Source organism: Micromonospora sp. DH14, assembly GCF_029809455.1.
Lineage (GTDB): Bacteria > Actinomycetota > Actinomycetes > Mycobacteriales > Micromonosporaceae > Micromonospora > Micromonospora parva.
Genome location: NZ_JARVKT010000048.1, coordinates 1 through 14,726, shown reverse-complemented (window position 1 = coordinate 14,726; position 14,726 = coordinate 1). Strand labels below are relative to the sequence as shown.

Sequence of the window (14,726 nt, the reverse complement as noted above, 5' to 3'; positions counted from 1 at the left end):
CGAGCGAGTGGGTCGCCTGTTTTGATCGGCTACGCCCTGCCGCTCCTCCACAACGCCGGTGTTGAACGTTTACTCCTGCGCTGGGGGTGTGAGCCAGGCCAGGGGTTGTCCGCTGAGGGCGGCGTCGGCAAGGCGGTGGGCGCTGGCGGTCTTGAGCGCGGCTCGTGAGCTGTCGATCCAGCGCTGCACGTTGTCGATGCCCTGATGGCGGTACTCGACGGCTTGGACGAGGCATTCCAGCTTGTCGGCGTCGCGAGCGACGACAGCTTCTGGTGTCTCGCCAGCCTCGTATTCGGCGACTGCGGCGGTGATGACATCGGCGACGGCTGGGGGACAGGCGGCGACCTGGTCGGCGGTGACGGCGGTGTTGGGTACGGCGGTGAGGTAGCGCTTCGCGATGTGCGGGATGTCGGTGATGCGGGTTTCCTGGGTGTCGTGCAGGGTGCAGAGCATCGACACTCGCGCTGGATCGGCGCCCTCCATGGCGGCGAGCATCATTCCGATGAGCGCCGTTCGGAAGGAGTGCTCGGCGATGGACTCGGGTTGCTTGACGCCGGCGAACCACCAGCCGGTCCGAGCGGCGCGTTTGAGGACGCCAGCTTCGAAGATGAAGTTCATCGCTCCGGCGGCGTCGTGATCGTCGGTCATCTGCCCGTCCCTGTGCCGGTGAGTCCGTCCGCCCGCAGGCTGTAGACGATAGAGGCTAGTTCCTGCCGCGACTGCGCGGAGATCCGGTCACTGTCCAGGAGCGAGACGCTGCGGTCGAGGAGTGCCCGAGTCGGGGCGGGGTTGTCGAGCGCGAGACCGCGTCGTGCGGTCAGCAGAGCCCAGACATTGTGAATGTTGAGGTCCACGAAGGGATGCCCAGGTTCGAGGCGATGGACCAGATGCCGGAGAAGGACCGACCCGTGCCAGTCAGCGAGCGCTTTTGGCATGAAGGAGTCGTCGCGGTGGCGGTATGGGATCTCGCCCACCCAGTAGGCCGAGTAGTTGAGGGCCGCTCGCTCGCAGGCGTCATCGGGATGTGCGCGAGCGATGAAGTCTCGTAACGGTTCCGGGTCGCCCTGATTAGCGAGAGACGTGACGACGGAGCGGGCGTCGGACCACAGCGGTGACCAGGTGCGGAAGGTGGTCATCCGGTGTGCTCGGGCGGTGGTCTGGGTGAGCCAACCTGCTGCTGCCCTGGTGGGGTCCATGCCGGCAAGGAAGCAGGCTTGCCGGTGCAGCAACATGTTCCGATGCCGTCCGGCTGCGGCGCGGTCGGCGAGCACGCGAAGCTGAGTGAAGAACGCACGCTGCTCGTCCATTGGCAGGGTCGGGCCGGATGCGACTGGACCCCGCCGGGGCCGGGCGATGGGTAGGCCTCTGGCGATGGTCGGTGTCTGCCCGAGGGCAGCCCAGAGGATCAAGTCGGTCAGACGGTGGGTGAGGACGGACCAGCCCAGCGGCTGCTCGGCGATGTCGCAGCGCTCCACCTGTTCGTCGAGGACGGCGGCAAGGATGAGATCCGCCTCGGCGGCGTCGTCAAGTGCTGCGAGCAGGAGTGTGTTCGCGCCGAGCCGTCCGAGCCGGCATCGGACGGCGATCGCCTGCCCGAGCGGTACCGCGGTGAAGGGTCGGCGCCCGGATTCCCAGCTCTGCACGGTCACACGATCGACGTTCAGGTCGACAGCGAGCTGCTCCTGCGTGAGCGGGATGGACTCCCGGATCAGCTTGAACAGGTAGCCGGTCACCTCGCCGCGATGCGGTGCTGATCTTCCGTGGCCTCTCATGCGTCATCCCTACGTTGACCCGTGGTCGACGTTTCGCCGTGAAACCCACCGCTGCGGCAGCTCATCTCGCCCGCTCACTCGTACTGCGGGTGAGTCCAACCACCGCCGTCGTGATCGTAGCGTCGCAGTTACCGAACGTTGCAGATCCGGTCCCGTCGTTTCGGGGTCGGTCATGGAGTGCTGCCCGGTGGAGGGAGCCAGTGATGCGGGACAGGACACCACCGTGGCGGCGAGTGACCTACGACCAGTATCTGATCGCCGTCGCGATGACCCTGGCACGGCGACACCGCCCGGCGTGGTCGTGGCGGAAGTGGAGCTGGATCTGCCGCTGTGGGGCGGAATTGCCCTGTCGCAGCCGACACCGGATTCCGATAAACCGGGGGCACTGGCCCGCCGAGGAGGAGCAGTGAGCAACGAGGCGGAACGGCAAATCCTGGTCGTGCATCTGCCGGGCGAGGACGGTCTGTGCACCGGTTGTCGGGCGTGGTGGTCGCGGCTGACGCCGTACCCGTGCTGGCAGGTGGACTGGGCCACCTGCCAGCAGGCGCGGTCGATGACGGCGGCGCTGCTCGGAGGCCGCGCATGACCACGCACGGCCCGGTGCTGCCGATCTGGAGCTGCGGCGGTTGCGATGCCCCCTGGCCCTGCCGCACACGGCAGCGCGAGCTACGCGCCGAGTTCGACGACGCTCCGATCTCACTGGCTCTCTACCTGGGTGCCCAGCTGGTGCGGGCCTCCGAGGATCTGACCTGGGTGCCGGCGGGTGCACTGCACAGACGCTTCCTCGGCTGGCTTCGGTGAGCATCCTCCGGTCTGGCGACGAGAAGTTCCACTACAGCGACGGCTCGCACAAGTGGATCCCACCGGACCCGGACTACGACCAGGAGGTCTGGGACGAACAGGTTCGCCAGCACAAGCACGGCCACCTGAGGAACGAGCGCCCGAAGGTCCGCATCCAACGCCTCGTCTGACGCCAGCAGCACGGCAGCGAAGTACAGCAACCGCGCCAGTCGAACAGACGTGGTGAGTCAGCGCAGTGCTGTTGCGAGTTCGGCGGCGTTGTCGAACGCGGGTGCCGCCCTTTCTGATTCGTCGTCGGTGAGGGTGACGGACTGGGCGCGGGCCAGCAGTTCGGCCGCGGTCTTCGGGTCGTGCAGCACCATCGCGAGTTCGGCGCGGTAGACCAGGACCTCTACCTGCTCGACCGGGTCGTCGTCGGCCTGCGGGCGGGCCAACGCGCTGTCCAGGATCCGAACCGCCTGGCTGACGCTTCCCCTGGAGTCGGCCTGTACGACGGCGTTCGCCAGGGCTTTGGCCAGCCGCCCGGCAGGCGCGGCGGCCGGCACGGGGGCGGTGGCGGCGGCGGTGGGGTCCCGGAAGACGCGGATCCAGTTGCCGCCCGGGTCGATGACGCTGAATCCGCCCAACCCGTCGGCGTTCTTCCGCGCCCTGGGCCGGGTCATCCGCGGCGTTCCGGACACCAGCACCTTGCCGTACGCGGCGCGCATGCCGGTTGCGAATGCTCGGTGTAGTCCCTCGATGTCCGGGGTGATTACGAGACAGGAGCCGTAGGACTGCTCCGGGTCGAATCCGGCGATCTCGAAGAACTGCAGGTCGATGTCCTCGCGCTGCACCCCCACGCACGGGTTGGGCTTGCGTTGTTTGTACGTGGTGTGGAAGCCGAGAACTCCGTAGAAGGCTTCGATGTCGTCGATGGATGCGCACGGCAGCAGGGGAACGGTCCGCTCGTTGGTCATGCCTCCTTCCTAAGCGTCGCGGGGTGTCCGTCGCACATGGAAATAGCCGATCATCGCCTCCGGCCATCCGTTCGGCTGATGACCCGGAGCGCAACGACGGTGGCGAGCTGGACACGGCCGTCAGGCCGGGTCGGCGGCGCGGAGCTGTGGCCACCGCTGCTCGGTCCAGGCCCGCAACAGCCACTCCATCGGTCCGTACCGGAACCGAGCCATCCACGCCGCGCTGGCGGCGAGCTGCGCACCATAGATGGCGACCGCGATGACGAGGACGACCGCGGGTGCGACGGTGCCGGCAAGGCCCAGTCCGACGCCGGTGAAGACCAGCACACAGAGCAGCGATTGACCCAGGTAGTTCGACAGGGACATCCGTCCGGCCGGTGCGAGTACGGCGACCACCCGCCGTCCCCGGTTGGTCTGGAAAAAGCGGAGAAGGGTGGCGGCGTACGCGGCGGCGAGCAGCGGCGCGGTGAGGACGCCCGCCGTCAGCCCGGTCAGGTTGGCGGTGCCCCCGCCCGAGGCGAAGATCACCGCACCCGCCAGGCCGATCGGATAACCCAGTTGCTGCACCCGGCGCAGGAGCTGCCGGTTTCCGACGACGTCGGTGAGCAGCCGGCGCCGCCCGGCCGCGTAACCGAAGAGGAAGGCCGAGAGGGCGAGCGGCCCCTGCACGAGGAGCGTGCCGACCATCGCCGGCAGTTGCCGTACGTGCTCGGTGATCACCGACCCGACTCCGCCCTGTAGCGCCTCGGTGGATCGCTGCCCCGCCGCCAGTGCCGTCGCCGGATCGGTGACCAGCTGGGTCCCGCCGACGGCGGCGAGCGCGAGGACGAAGCCGATCCCGGCGGTCAGCAGGACGGCGGCGCGCAGCGCGGTCCCGACGGCGACCCGTCGCATGGCGAGCAGGACCAGGCCGAGCAACGCGTACGTGGTCAGGATGTCGCCCTGGAACAGCAGCACCGCGTGCAGAATGCCGAGCACGAAGAGCCCGGCCAACCGTCGCCGGAACCGGGGGGTGAAATCGACGCCGCGCCGGGCGGCGGAGTCGAGTTGGAGCGTGAAGCTGTAGCCGAACAGGAAGGAGAAGAGCAGGTACGCCTTCATCGTGAAGAGCAGTTCGACAAGCCACAGGATCGCCTGGTCGCCCCACGAGTCGTGCGCGGGATCCGGCACCAGATGGAAGGGATAGCCGGAGGCGAAGAAGGCGATGTTGACAATCAGGATGAGGAGCAGCGCCACGGCGCGCAGCCCGTCGACGGCGGCGATCCGGGAGGACGGCCCGGGCGGCCCTTCATTCACGACTGGCGGGTCTTCGATGGAGAACTTCACGCGGCTACCCCCGTAGCGAACAGTAGATCGAATTCGATGGCTCCCTCCGACCCTATGAAGCGGCAGATCCCGGTGACAGCCGGTGAGCGGGAACATCGCCGGTGGGGCAGGCCCTACTCCTTCACCCCGATGTTGTCGATCGGAGGGGCGCCGAGCAGCCGTCGGACGGGCCACACGGTGGTCGCCAGCGCCAGCAGCGTCGTGCCGCCGAGCACCGCCACCCCACCGAGCGGCGGGACGTACGGGATCGGGCTGCCGGTCAGTCCGTTGACGATCGCGCTCAGGGTCAGCACCGCGATCGTCGCGCCGATCAGCACCGCGGTGCCGAGCAACCCGGCCTGCTCGGCCTGGACCATCGCGCGAATCTGCCGGCGGGTGACCCCGGCCAGTTGCAGCAACGCCAACTCGCGGCGGCGGGCCAGCGCGGCCATCACCATCGTGGTGGCCGCCGCCAGCGCCGCGTACCCCACCATCACGCCGATCAGCAGCCGGTTCAGCCAGGCGCCGAGAGCCAGATCGGTGCTGATCAGGCGGGTACGGGTGGCGGCGTCGAGAACCTCGGTGCCCGGTTTCCCAGCCGACCACGCGGCCAAGGCGGTGTCGGCCTCCGGGCCGGCGCTGACCAGGACCTCGTCGGTGGTGTTCGCGGCCGTGTGGCCGGCGACCGTCTCGGCAGCCAGTGTGACGTCGCCGAAGCCGAGGCCACGGCCGTAGATCGCGATGACGTCCAAACTGACCGGGGTGCCGTCGCCCAGCCAGAGTTCCGCCTTGTCGCCGACGTCCCAGCCGGACGAGGACGCCTGCGTCGCGGACACGGCGACGGTGCCCGCGCGCAGGTCGGCCAGGTTGCCCGCGCGCACGGCGAGGTTCATCGTCGACGTGACACCCGCCGAGTCGACCGACTGCGCGCCGACCGGCTCGATGCCGCCCAACGCCCGCACCACCACCTGGGTACGGCGCACACCGGTGGCCGCCCGTACCCCGGTCAACTCGCGGATCTCCCGCGCCGCGTCCGCCGGCAGCCCACCCGGGGCGACAACGACCCGCTCAGCGAGGGTTCCCGCGCTGCTCTGCGTGGTGGTCTGCCGTTCCAGGTTGGTCTGGAGGAACCAGACCGAGCCGCCGAACCCCACGGACAGCACCAGGGCGGTCAGGACCGTCGCCATGCCCTGCGCGTTGGCCCGCAGGTTGGCCGCGGCCAGGTAGCCGCTGACCCGCCACACCCGCGGCAACAACGGTGTGAGCAGGCGTGCCGCGTACGCGTTGATCCTCGGTGCGAGCAGCGCCACGGCGATGACGAACAGGTACAACATGCCGACCGCGCCGGCCAGTGCCCCGGTCGACCCGCCCGCACCGAGGGTGAACGCCCCGGAGGTGCCGGCCGCCGCCAGCGTCAGCACGCCGGCGATCAGCCGCACCCGGCCGCTACGCCGGGGCTCGACGGCGATCTCGCCGAGCGCCTCGATCGGCTTGATCCCGGTGACCCGCCGGGCGGCGACCAACGCGGCGAGCACCGCCACGAGGACCGCCGTACCGACGGCGGCCGGCACCGCGAACAGGCCGCCGGCCATCGGGAAGGTGGCCGGCACGAATCCCCGCTCGACCAGCTCGCCGTGCACCCAGCGGGCCGCCAGCAGGCCGGCCGGTCCGCCGACCGCAGAGCCGACCAGGGCGAGCAGCGCCGCCTCGGCGATCAGCATGCGGCGCACCTGCCCCGGCGTCGCCGCCACCGCGCGCAGCAACGCCAGGTCACGTCGACGGTGCCGGACGGACAGCCCGATGGTGCCGGCCACCACGGAGATGATCAGCAGGACGACGTACCCCCCGAAAGCCGATCCCGCCTCGACCAGCAACGTGCGGGCGGCCAGGCTGTCCGACTGCTCGACGCTGCCACGGTCGTTCCCGGCGTACGTCGTGGCGCCGGCCGCCGACGCGATCTCGCGCACCGCGCCGACGTCGGCGCCGGGCACCATCCGCACGCCGATCGCATCCACCCGGCCCGGGTGGGCGGACAACCGGGCGGCCTGCGCGTCGGTGAAGAACACCGCCGCCGTACCGGTCTCGGCGGTCCCGCTCACCAGGTACGACCGCCCGACCCCGCCGACGACCAGGTCGATGCGGTCGCCGGGTGCCACGCCGAACCGGGTGTCGACCAGGACCTCGTCGTCGGCCCGTGGCGCGGCACCCGCGGCGATCCGACGACCGGTGAAGGAGTACGTGTCCCACCCGTGGCCCACGGCGGCGGGGGAGCCGATCACCACCGCGTCGTCGCCAGCGACGGCCGCGACGCCCGGCACCTGGCGGATCCGGTCCACCACCGCCGCGTCCACCGTGCCGCCCTCGGGCAGCGCGACGGTGCTCGTGGTGGTGTCGCCGAACTCCTTGAACGTGTGGCTGACGGTGCGGTTGGCGACGACCACGTCGGCCGCCGCCCAGAGCCGTGGCTCCGCTCGGAAACGCAGCCCGGACTCGACGAGGGTGCCCATCGCCACCAGGATCAGCACACCGGCGACCAGGGCCAGCAGGGTGGCGGCGGCGGGACCGGCGCGGTGCCGCAGCAGGCGGGCGGCGAGCCCGGTCATCGGAGGACCCGCCGATCCAGCGACGCCAGGTGCTCGGCGATACCGGCGGCGCCGAGCTGCGGAAGGTCGGCGACGATCGCACCGTCGGCCAACACGAGCACGCGGTCCGCGTACGACGCGGCGATCGGGTCGTGGGTCACCATCACCACGGTCAGGCCGTGCTCGTCCACGACCGCGCGCAGCAGCGTCAGCACCTCCGCCGCGCTGCGGGAATCGAGAGCGCCGGTCGGCTCATCGCAGAAGATCACCTCGGGGCGGGTGGCCAGCGCGCGGGCGATCGCCACCCGCTGCTGCTGGCCGCCGGAGAGCGCAGCCGGCCGGTGGTGCAGTCGGTCGGTGAGGCCGACCCGCTCGACCACCCGGGTCAGCCAGGCCCGGTCCGGGCGGACGCCGGCCAGGCGCAGGGGCAGCACGATGTTCTCCTCGACGGTGAGCGCGCCGATCAGGTTGAACGCCTGGAAGACGAACCCGATCCGGGTACGACGCAGCTCGGTCAGGCGGGTCTCGGACAGCCCGGACAGGTCGGTGCCTCCGATCACCACCCGACCGGAGGTGGGCCGGTCGAGCCCGGCCGCGGTCTGCAGCAGCGTGCTCTTGCCGGAGCCCGAGGGCCCCATCACCGCCGTGAACGTGCCCCTGTCGAAACGGACGTCGAGGCCCGCGAGCGCAGTCACCTGGTTACGGCCGGCGTCGTACACGCGGGTGAGGTGTTCGACGCGTACCGCCGCTTCGGTTGTCTGTCCCGGATAGTCCGGCATCCTGGTGGCCTCTCTCCGTGTCATCGGCAAGAACTGCGCGCACCAGAAACGCTATTGACGTGGGAGAACGGCAACCATCCCGTGAGCTGCCAGGTCCGGGTACAGCAGGCGCTACCGCCGATCGCCGTCCAGGTAGCGCAGCACGGCGGTCACCCGCCGGTCGGCGCTGTCGTCCGGTGGCAGCTGAAGCTTCGAGAAGATGCTGCGGATGTGCTTGTGCACCGCGCCGTCGGTGACGAACAGCCGCTCGGCGATCGCGCTGTTGCCAAGCCCTTCGGCCATCAGCCCCAGCACCTCACGCTCACGCGGCGACAGCTCGCTCAGCGCCGTGTCCGTCCGGCGGTTGCGGGCGAGCAACTGCGCCACCACCTCCGGGTCGATCACGCTGCCGCCGTCCGCGACACGGTGCAGCGCGGTGAGGAACTCCTCGACCCGGCCCACCCGCTCCTTCAGCAGGTAACCGAGCCCGACGGCGCCGACCGAGAACAGGTCGGTGGCGAACGCCTGCTCCACGTACGCCGACAGGACCAGCACCGCGAGGCCGGGGCGCCGCCGCCGTGCCTCCACCGCGGCCACGATGCCCTCGTCGGTGTGGGTCGGAGGCATCCGTACGTCGACGATCGCGACGTCCGGCGCATGGTCGTCGACGGCGACCAGAAACTCGCCCGGAGTGCCGGCCGTGGCGACCACGTCCAGATCCTCCGCCCGCAGCAGCAGCGCCAAACCCTCACGCAGCAGCGGGTCGTCCTCGGCGATCACGATCCGCATGGCAGCTCCACGTCCATCCTCGTCGGCCCTCCCGGTGGGCTCGTCAGCGTCATCCGACCGTCGTACGCCTCGACCCGCCGCCGGATACCGGTGAGCCCTGAGCCACGCGTCTCGTCCGCGTCGCCGTGCCCGTCGTCCTCGATGCTCACCAGCAGCCGGCCGTGCTCGCGGCGCACGGCCACGTCCACCCGGCTCGCACCGCTGTGCCGGACGACGTTGGTCAGCGCCTCGGCCACCACGAAGTAGGCGGTGGCCTCGACCGAGGCCGCGCACCGCACGGCCACGTCCACCTCCAGTCGGCAGGGCACCGCGCAGCTGCCGGCCAGGCCCGCCAACGCGCCGGCGAGACCCCGGTCGTCCAGCACCGGCGGCAGGATCCCGCGCACCACCGTACGCAGCTCGCCGAGTGCCTGTTCCGCGGCGTCCTGCGCCTGCCCGAGGATCTCGTCGGCGCGGTCCGGATTGCGGCGCACGGCCCGCCGCGCGGCACCCAGCAACACGTTGACCGCCACCAACCGGTTCTGGGTGCCGTCGTGCAACGACCGTTCGATCCGGCGCAGCTCGACAGCGTGGGCGTCCAGCGCCGCAGCGCGGGTGGCGGTCAGCTCGGCCACCCGCAACGACAGGTCGACACCCGGCGGCGGAGGCAGCAGCCACCGACCCGGCCACGCCTGGAGACGGGCCAGGAGCGGGCTGAACCAGATCGCGGCTGCCAGCCAACCCACCCCGAGCACCCCGACCCAGAGCGCGTCGGACAGGTCGTCGACGCGCCACCAGACGATCCCCGGCGCGGCGTCGGGGGGAACCAGCCGGTACCACAGCGGGAAGGTGGCGTCCTGCACCGCATAGAGCGGCAGCGCGACGCCGACCAGCCCGGCCACCAGGCCGATGAGCGAGTACAGCCCGACCCAGCCGAGCTCCCGGCGCACGAACGGATCGCGCGTCGCCGTCCGCAACCCGGTCGGCACCGGCCCCGGCGTGGGGATCGGCTCGCCCGAGCGGGACAGTCGGGCGCGCTCGCGGTCGCTCACCCAGCGCACCGCCCGCAACGCACCGGGCGCCGCCAGCAACCCCACCCCGCCCACGGAGGCCACCGCCACGATCGCCGCCCAGAGCAGCGCGCCCAGCGCCAGCGTGGCGGTGCCCAACCCTCCGACGAGGTGCTCCAGGGCGGCGACCGAGGCGCGAACCCGCCCCCGCACGTACCCCATCGACCCACCTCCCCCGCCAACATAGGCCACCGCAGGCCACGCCCAGCAACGCCCGGCGCGGAAGGTACAGCCTGCTGCACCACTGTCGTCGAGCTGGCGGGATCGTCACCGCCGCGCCGCCTACCTAGCGTTGACGGCGTCGAGGAACATTCGCCGAAGGAGGCAGTCATGACCGATCCGTACCGCATCACCGAGGCCCCGGTCGCCGCGACGAAGAAGCCGGGCGGCCTGCTACGCCCGCTGCTGTGGCTGGTGCTCTTCGTCAGCGCGGCGGCCAACGTGGTGCTGTCAACCGCGGCGGACAACCAGTGGATCAGCTCCGGGTTCGGGCTGGTGGCGCTGCTCTGCGCGGTCGCGCTGATCGTCCACCACCGCCGTAACCGGGTGCGCGAGTCGTAGCAGCACGTCAGACAGCTCCGCCCTGACGTCGCTCGGGGTCCGTTCCAGCAGTGGCAGCAGCCACACCAGCCGGTCTCCGGCCGGGTGGACGAGCCCATCGGCAGCGCCCCGGATGAGCCAACCGCGCTTCGGCGGGCAAGCGGACTGACCCAGCGCGATCAGCGGAACAACACCGAGACCGCCGTGGCACTGATGGTCCCCGCCAGGACGGTTCGCCGAAGGTCGGCAGATGCCCTCCCGGCCCGGGTCACTGGAGCGCCGAAGGATCGGCCATTGCCGACTCCGACGCCTCCGTGGCACCATTTATCGATGCACGTCGAACTCTTGCGTCGCAGCAGGTCTCGCCTACTGCTGGCGATGGCAGCGGCTGCCGTGTCCATCGCATCCCTGGGCTTCGCCACGCCGGCGTCCGCCGTGGCGTCCGACGGTCACTACTGTGGGTGGATCTCGCCGGACAGCCCACCAGGCAAGACGGACGCCAAGACCGTCAACTTCACCGGAACTGTCCAGTGCGACGGCCCGGTGCGTCGCGTCGACCTCACCGTGGAGTTGCTCTACCACGGGCTGGTCGGTGGCCCCGGCCAGACGGTGAACGGCCGTACCGAGGTGTGGCAGAACACCAACGTGACCCTGTTCGGTCTTGGCGTCACCAACCCGGGCACGCTCTGCGAGTCGGGCTACTACTCGGGTCGAGCGACCGCCACCGTCCAATTCCTTTCGGGAAGTCCGGAGTACATCACCAGATCGGCAACCTCTCTGACGACATACCTGACGTGCCCGCCACCGGATATTCCGATACCCCCGCCGAGCGGGGCGGTGACGGTCACCAACCCGGGTACCCAGAGCATGCTCAAGCTGGACTCCGTGGCGCTGCAGATGCAGGCCACCGGCGGGAGCGGGTCGTACACCTGGTCGGCGACCGGCCTGCCTCCCGGGCTGGCCATCAACTCCTCGACCGGCCTGATCAGCGGCACGCTCAGCACCATCGGCACCTACAACGTCACGGTCACGGCCGACGGGGGCGGACAGGGCAGCACCACCTTCACCTGGAGTGTCCGAAAAGACGCCCCTTGCACGCGCTGCTGACCAGGCCAGCAAACCCCCTCGGTGTCGGAATGGCGACGGACGGCCGCACCACGCGCGACCGTCCGCAGCTGCCGCGGGTCAGTGCTCGGCACCGACAAGGCTGGGCGAGTCGTCCTCTCCCGACACCTTCGCACTCACCAGTGAGGTGAGCACCGACAGCACCGCCGCGCCGGACGCGATTCCACCGGCCGCCGCCCAGTCCGCCTGCCATGCGTTGAACACGACGTCAGCGCCCCAGTAGAGCAACAGACCCTGCGCGGCGCTCTTCACCGCCCGCTCGGCGGTGGCCTTCCAGAACTTCGTGGTGAACATCGTGGTACCTCCAGGGGTAGGTTCATCGGACGGTCCATATCCCAAGAATGCCTGGTCAGAGGCTGTTACTGCTTGCCGCGCCGTCCGCGGGTGCCGGTTGTCCCGCCGTGCTAGCCAGGAGGGGTAGGCTGCCTGCCCTGAACGCATCGGGTACCGCGGCTGGCCTACTGTCGCCGAAGGCTGGTGGTACCAGGTGAGAGCAGTCGTGTACGACCGGTACGGATCCCCGGATGGGTTGCGGATCGCGCACCTCCCCACGCCTTCTCCGGCTGCCCGACAGGTGCTCGTCAAGATCGTGGCGACCTCGGTGAACCTGAGCGATTGGGAGGCGCTGCGGGGTTCGCCGCTGTATGCGCGCATCGGTGGGCTGCGCTCCCCGGCACGCCAAACCCTCGGCTCGGACATCGCCGGGCGGGTCGAGGCGGTGGGTTCCGCCGTCACCCGGTTCCGACCCGGTGACGAGGTGTACGGCGACAACCTCATGCTCAAGGGTGGGTTCGCCGAGTACGCGATCGCGCCCGAATCGGTCCTGGCCCGCAAGCCCGCCGCCCTGACCTTCGCCGAAGCATCGGCGATCCCACAGGCGGGCGCGATCGCACGGCAGGGCACCGCCGGTGCCGTAGCCGGCAGCCGGGTTCTGATCAACGGCGCCGGCGGAGGATCCGGCGCGTTCGCGATCCAGTTGGCCAAACGACTCGGCGCCCAGGTGACAGGCGTCGACAACGCGGGCAAGCTCGACTTCATGCGGTCCGTCGGCGCGGACGAGGTGATCGACTACCGCAGCCGGGACTTCACCCGAGGCGGCCCGTACGATCTCATCCTCGATCTGATCGCGTACCGGTCGGTGTTCGCCTACCGTCGGGCGCTGGCCCCCGGAGGCCGCTACCGGTGCGTCGGCGGATCGGTCCCGGCGGTGCTGCGCGTGCTGACGGTCGGCGCGATGGCCGGCCGGTTCAGCAACCGCCGGCTGGGCGTGCTCGCCGTCCGGGAAGGGCCGGCCCACTTCGAACCGGTAGCGGATCTCTGCGTAGCGGGTGACCTCGGCATCCACATCGACCGGGCCTTCACGCTCGACGAGACCCCTGAGGCGTTGGCCCACGTGGGCGAGGGACGCGCCCTCGGGAAGGTCGTCGTGAGCCTCACCTGACAGGCGTCAGGAAAGCGACGGCGGCCAGCGGTGTTCGCGCCACTCGTCCCACGTCGAGAATCCAGCCGGAGGATCGTCAAGGGGTTCACTGCCTTCGAGTTCGGCTCGCGTTGGGATCTCGATGGTGGCGGCCCACTCGGCGAGTTCGTCGTCGGACATCGGCCACGTCGTGTGTGGCGCTTCGGCTTGACGCCGATCACGTCGTCTCCGCTGCTCGGCCGGGGTGAGTTCGAAGTAGCGCATCTCCACCAGCGCGCCTCGGTCTGCTGCTGCCTGGCGGAGCGCGGTGCGCTCGTTCCGACTCCAGAGGCCGTAGTCGATCACGACGTTGTTGCCCAGTTCCAGCGCGCGTAGCCCGATCTGGATGAGCCGTCCTTCGATCACGTCCCCCGCCGACGGCGGATTCTCGTGCCTGTAGAGAGCCTTCACCCATTCGTCCTTCGTGAGACGGAGCGCTGCCCGCTCGATCTCGATGCGCCGAGCGGCAGTGGTCTTCCCGGTGCAGGGGAGTCCCACAGTCAGGAACAGTGTTGGTCGACTCATCATCACCCGCCTCCGGCCGTCAGCGGCGAATGACCAGGTTGGCCATGTCGACGACCGGTCGGTAGCCGAGCGCCGCGTAGATCTTGTTCGAGGTCGGGTTGGCCTGGTCGGTGAACAGGCAGACCCGCGCACCCTCGGCCTGGATTCGTCGGGAAACCTCGGCGACCGCGTTGCTGGCCCACCCTCGTCCGCGTTGGGTGGGCGGGGTGTACACCGGGCCCACCCGGGCCACTCCGAACGACGGCGGGTTGGCACCGGTGAGGTGCACCGGCTCTCCGGTGTCGTCGACCCAGAACCACAACCGTCCGGCGTGGAGGCGGCGCAGCATGTCCGCCCGGTCGGGCATCTCGTGGGCACCGGTGCCGCGCGGGCGGCCGGCCTGTTCGTCGGCGTCGCCCATGAACGCGGCGAACCAGTCCGTGACCAGCTCGACATCGTCCTCGGTGGCGACCGTCAAGCCGCCCGGCACCGGTGGCGGCATCGTCAGCTCGCCGAGCTCGTGCAGTCGGGTGTGCTGGGTGATGTGGACTCGCCCGCCGCCGAGCCGGGCCAGCTCGGCGGCGCACAGTTCCACGGCAGGCAGTGCCCCGTTGACAGCGAGTACCTCCTCCTCGCGCTCGTGCAGCGCGTGAGCCAGCGCAACGGACGCCTCGTCGGGCATGGGCAGCAGAAACAGGGGGTGGGGGGCATACGGTGCCGTACGCATCCCGGCGCCGACCACGACGCCGGAGCTGTCGCTGACCACCAACCACCAATTGCCCTCGGGCTGTGGGATGCCCTCGGCCCGCTGCGACAGCAGCCGGTGCGCGACGGTCGTCACGACCGTGCTGACGACCGGATCGGCGCTCAGGTGGTCACCCGCCACGGCCAGGAACTCGCCCGGATCGGTGCAGAACCGCAGGCGCAGCCCGGCCGTCGAGACAGCGCTCATCCGCCTACGCTACAGAGGTTGAAGGGCCAAGGTTCGGGCTATTTCGGTGGTTCGGGTTCGAGGGTCATGCCGGTGCTGGCGAAGAAACCGGCGAGGAGATCGGTCTGTTGCTGACAAGCGCGTAGTCGGCGTTT

Annotated in this window: 17 protein-coding genes; 6 read left to right on the top strand and 11 right to left on the bottom strand. The window is 70.3% G+C overall.

Annotated features, from left to right (window positions below; genetic code table 11):
- Nucleotides 1-69: 69 nt before the first annotated feature.
- Together QCZ28_RS32585 and QCZ28_RS32580 are read right to left on the bottom strand one after the other, a co-directional pair.
- On the bottom strand, nucleotides 70-648 hold the full coding sequence (locus QCZ28_RS32585) for an HD domain-containing protein (protein WP_279520219.1): 579 nt from the start codon (nucleotides 646-648) through the stop codon (nucleotides 70-72).
- Nucleotides 645-1,772 carry a helix-turn-helix transcriptional regulator gene (locus QCZ28_RS32580; RefSeq protein ID WP_279520217.1) on the bottom strand — a complete coding sequence of 376 codons (1,128 nt, stop codon included), beginning with the start codon at nucleotides 1,770-1,772 and terminating at the stop codon, nucleotides 645-647. Before QCZ28_RS32580 ends, QCZ28_RS32585 begins: the two co-directional genes overlap by 4 nt.
- Nucleotides 1,773-2,178: 406 nt before the next feature.
- Here QCZ28_RS32580 and QCZ28_RS32575 point away from each other — a divergent pair, with 406 nt between their 5' ends.
- The 3 genes from QCZ28_RS32575 to QCZ28_RS32565 are packed head-to-tail and all read left to right on the top strand — an operon-like array spanning nucleotide 2,179 to nucleotide 2,743.
- Nucleotides 2,179-2,358: a hypothetical protein gene (locus QCZ28_RS32575; RefSeq protein WP_279520216.1), complete on the top strand. Its 180-nt coding sequence runs from the start codon at nucleotides 2,179-2,181 to the stop codon at nucleotides 2,356-2,358.
- Nucleotides 2,355-2,573: a hypothetical protein gene (locus tag QCZ28_RS32570; protein ID WP_088946984.1), complete on the top strand. Its 219-nt coding sequence runs from the start codon at nucleotides 2,355-2,357 to the stop codon at nucleotides 2,571-2,573. The genes QCZ28_RS32575 and QCZ28_RS32570 overlap by 4 nt, the downstream gene beginning before the upstream one ends.
- Nucleotides 2,570-2,743 carry a hypothetical protein gene (locus QCZ28_RS32565; protein WP_279520213.1) on the top strand — a complete coding sequence of 58 codons (174 nt, stop codon included), beginning with the start codon at nucleotides 2,570-2,572 and terminating at the stop codon, nucleotides 2,741-2,743. Before QCZ28_RS32570 ends, QCZ28_RS32565 begins: the two co-directional genes overlap by 4 nt.
- Nucleotides 2,744-2,800: 57 nt before the next feature.
- On the opposite strand, the gene QCZ28_RS32560 is transcribed toward QCZ28_RS32565, so the two are convergent.
- The 6 genes from QCZ28_RS32560 to QCZ28_RS32535 all read right to left on the bottom strand — a co-directional run bounded on the left by QCZ28_RS32560 (nucleotide 2,801) and on the right by QCZ28_RS32535 (nucleotide 10,174).
- Complete coding sequence (locus tag QCZ28_RS32560; RefSeq protein WP_279520211.1) at nucleotides 2,801-3,529, bottom strand: VOC family protein; 729 nt, start codon at nucleotides 3,527-3,529, stop codon at nucleotides 2,801-2,803.
- 120 nt (nucleotides 3,530-3,649) lie between these two features.
- The gene (locus QCZ28_RS32555; protein WP_279520210.1) at nucleotides 3,650-4,855 is read right to left on the bottom strand and encodes a DUF418 domain-containing protein; all 1,206 of its coding nucleotides are present in this window, start codon (nucleotides 4,853-4,855) and stop codon (nucleotides 3,650-3,652) included.
- A 113-nt stretch (nucleotides 4,856-4,968) separates the two neighbouring features.
- Nucleotides 4,969-7,437: an FtsX-like permease family protein gene (locus tag QCZ28_RS32550; protein ID WP_279520208.1), complete on the bottom strand. Its 2,469-nt coding sequence runs from the start codon at nucleotides 7,435-7,437 to the stop codon at nucleotides 4,969-4,971.
- Entirely contained in the window at nucleotides 7,434-8,195 is a 762-nt protein-coding gene (locus QCZ28_RS32545) for an ABC transporter ATP-binding protein (protein WP_279520235.1), read from the bottom strand. Before QCZ28_RS32545 ends, QCZ28_RS32550 begins: the two co-directional genes overlap by 4 nt.
- A gap of 111 nt (nucleotides 8,196-8,306) precedes the next feature.
- The gene (locus QCZ28_RS32540) at nucleotides 8,307-8,963 is read right to left on the bottom strand and encodes a response regulator transcription factor (protein WP_279520207.1); all 657 of its coding nucleotides are present in this window, start codon (nucleotides 8,961-8,963) and stop codon (nucleotides 8,307-8,309) included.
- Nucleotides 8,951-10,174: a sensor histidine kinase gene (locus tag QCZ28_RS32535; protein ID WP_279520205.1), complete on the bottom strand. Its 1,224-nt coding sequence runs from the start codon at nucleotides 10,172-10,174 to the stop codon at nucleotides 8,951-8,953. The genes QCZ28_RS32540 and QCZ28_RS32535 overlap by 13 nt, the downstream gene beginning before the upstream one ends.
- Nucleotides 10,175-10,342: 168 nt before the next feature.
- On the opposite strand from QCZ28_RS32535, the gene QCZ28_RS32530 reads away from it, so the two are divergent.
- Together QCZ28_RS32530 and QCZ28_RS32525 are read left to right on the top strand one after the other, a co-directional pair.
- Complete coding sequence (locus tag QCZ28_RS32530; protein ID WP_030333731.1) at nucleotides 10,343-10,573, top strand: hypothetical protein; 231 nt, start codon at nucleotides 10,343-10,345, stop codon at nucleotides 10,571-10,573.
- Nucleotides 10,574-10,882: 309 nt separating this feature from the next.
- Entirely contained in the window at nucleotides 10,883-11,659 is a 777-nt protein-coding gene (locus QCZ28_RS32525; protein WP_279520203.1) for an Ig domain-containing protein, read from the top strand.
- A 78-nt stretch (nucleotides 11,660-11,737) separates the two neighbouring features.
- On the opposite strand, the gene QCZ28_RS32520 is transcribed toward QCZ28_RS32525, so the two are convergent.
- Nucleotides 11,738-11,971 carry a holin gene (locus QCZ28_RS32520; protein WP_030333742.1) on the bottom strand — a complete coding sequence of 78 codons (234 nt, stop codon included), beginning with the start codon at nucleotides 11,969-11,971 and terminating at the stop codon, nucleotides 11,738-11,740.
- 193 nt (nucleotides 11,972-12,164) lie between these two features.
- On the opposite strand from QCZ28_RS32520, the gene QCZ28_RS32515 reads away from it, so the two are divergent.
- Nucleotides 12,165-13,118 (top strand): NAD(P)-dependent alcohol dehydrogenase, encoded by a 954-nt coding sequence (locus QCZ28_RS32515; RefSeq protein WP_279520201.1) that lies wholly within the window; start codon nucleotides 12,165-12,167, stop codon nucleotides 13,116-13,118.
- A gap of 6 nt (nucleotides 13,119-13,124) precedes the next feature.
- On the opposite strand, the gene QCZ28_RS32510 is transcribed toward QCZ28_RS32515, so the two are convergent.
- Nucleotides 13,125-13,661, bottom strand: coding sequence for an ATP-binding protein (locus tag QCZ28_RS32510; protein WP_279520199.1), 537 nt, complete (start codon nucleotides 13,659-13,661; stop codon nucleotides 13,125-13,127).
- A gap of 19 nt (nucleotides 13,662-13,680) precedes the next feature.
- Nucleotides 13,681-14,592, bottom strand: coding sequence for a GNAT family N-acetyltransferase (locus QCZ28_RS32505; protein WP_279520198.1), 912 nt, complete (start codon nucleotides 14,590-14,592; stop codon nucleotides 13,681-13,683).
- Nucleotides 14,593-14,726: the final 134 nt, after the last annotated feature.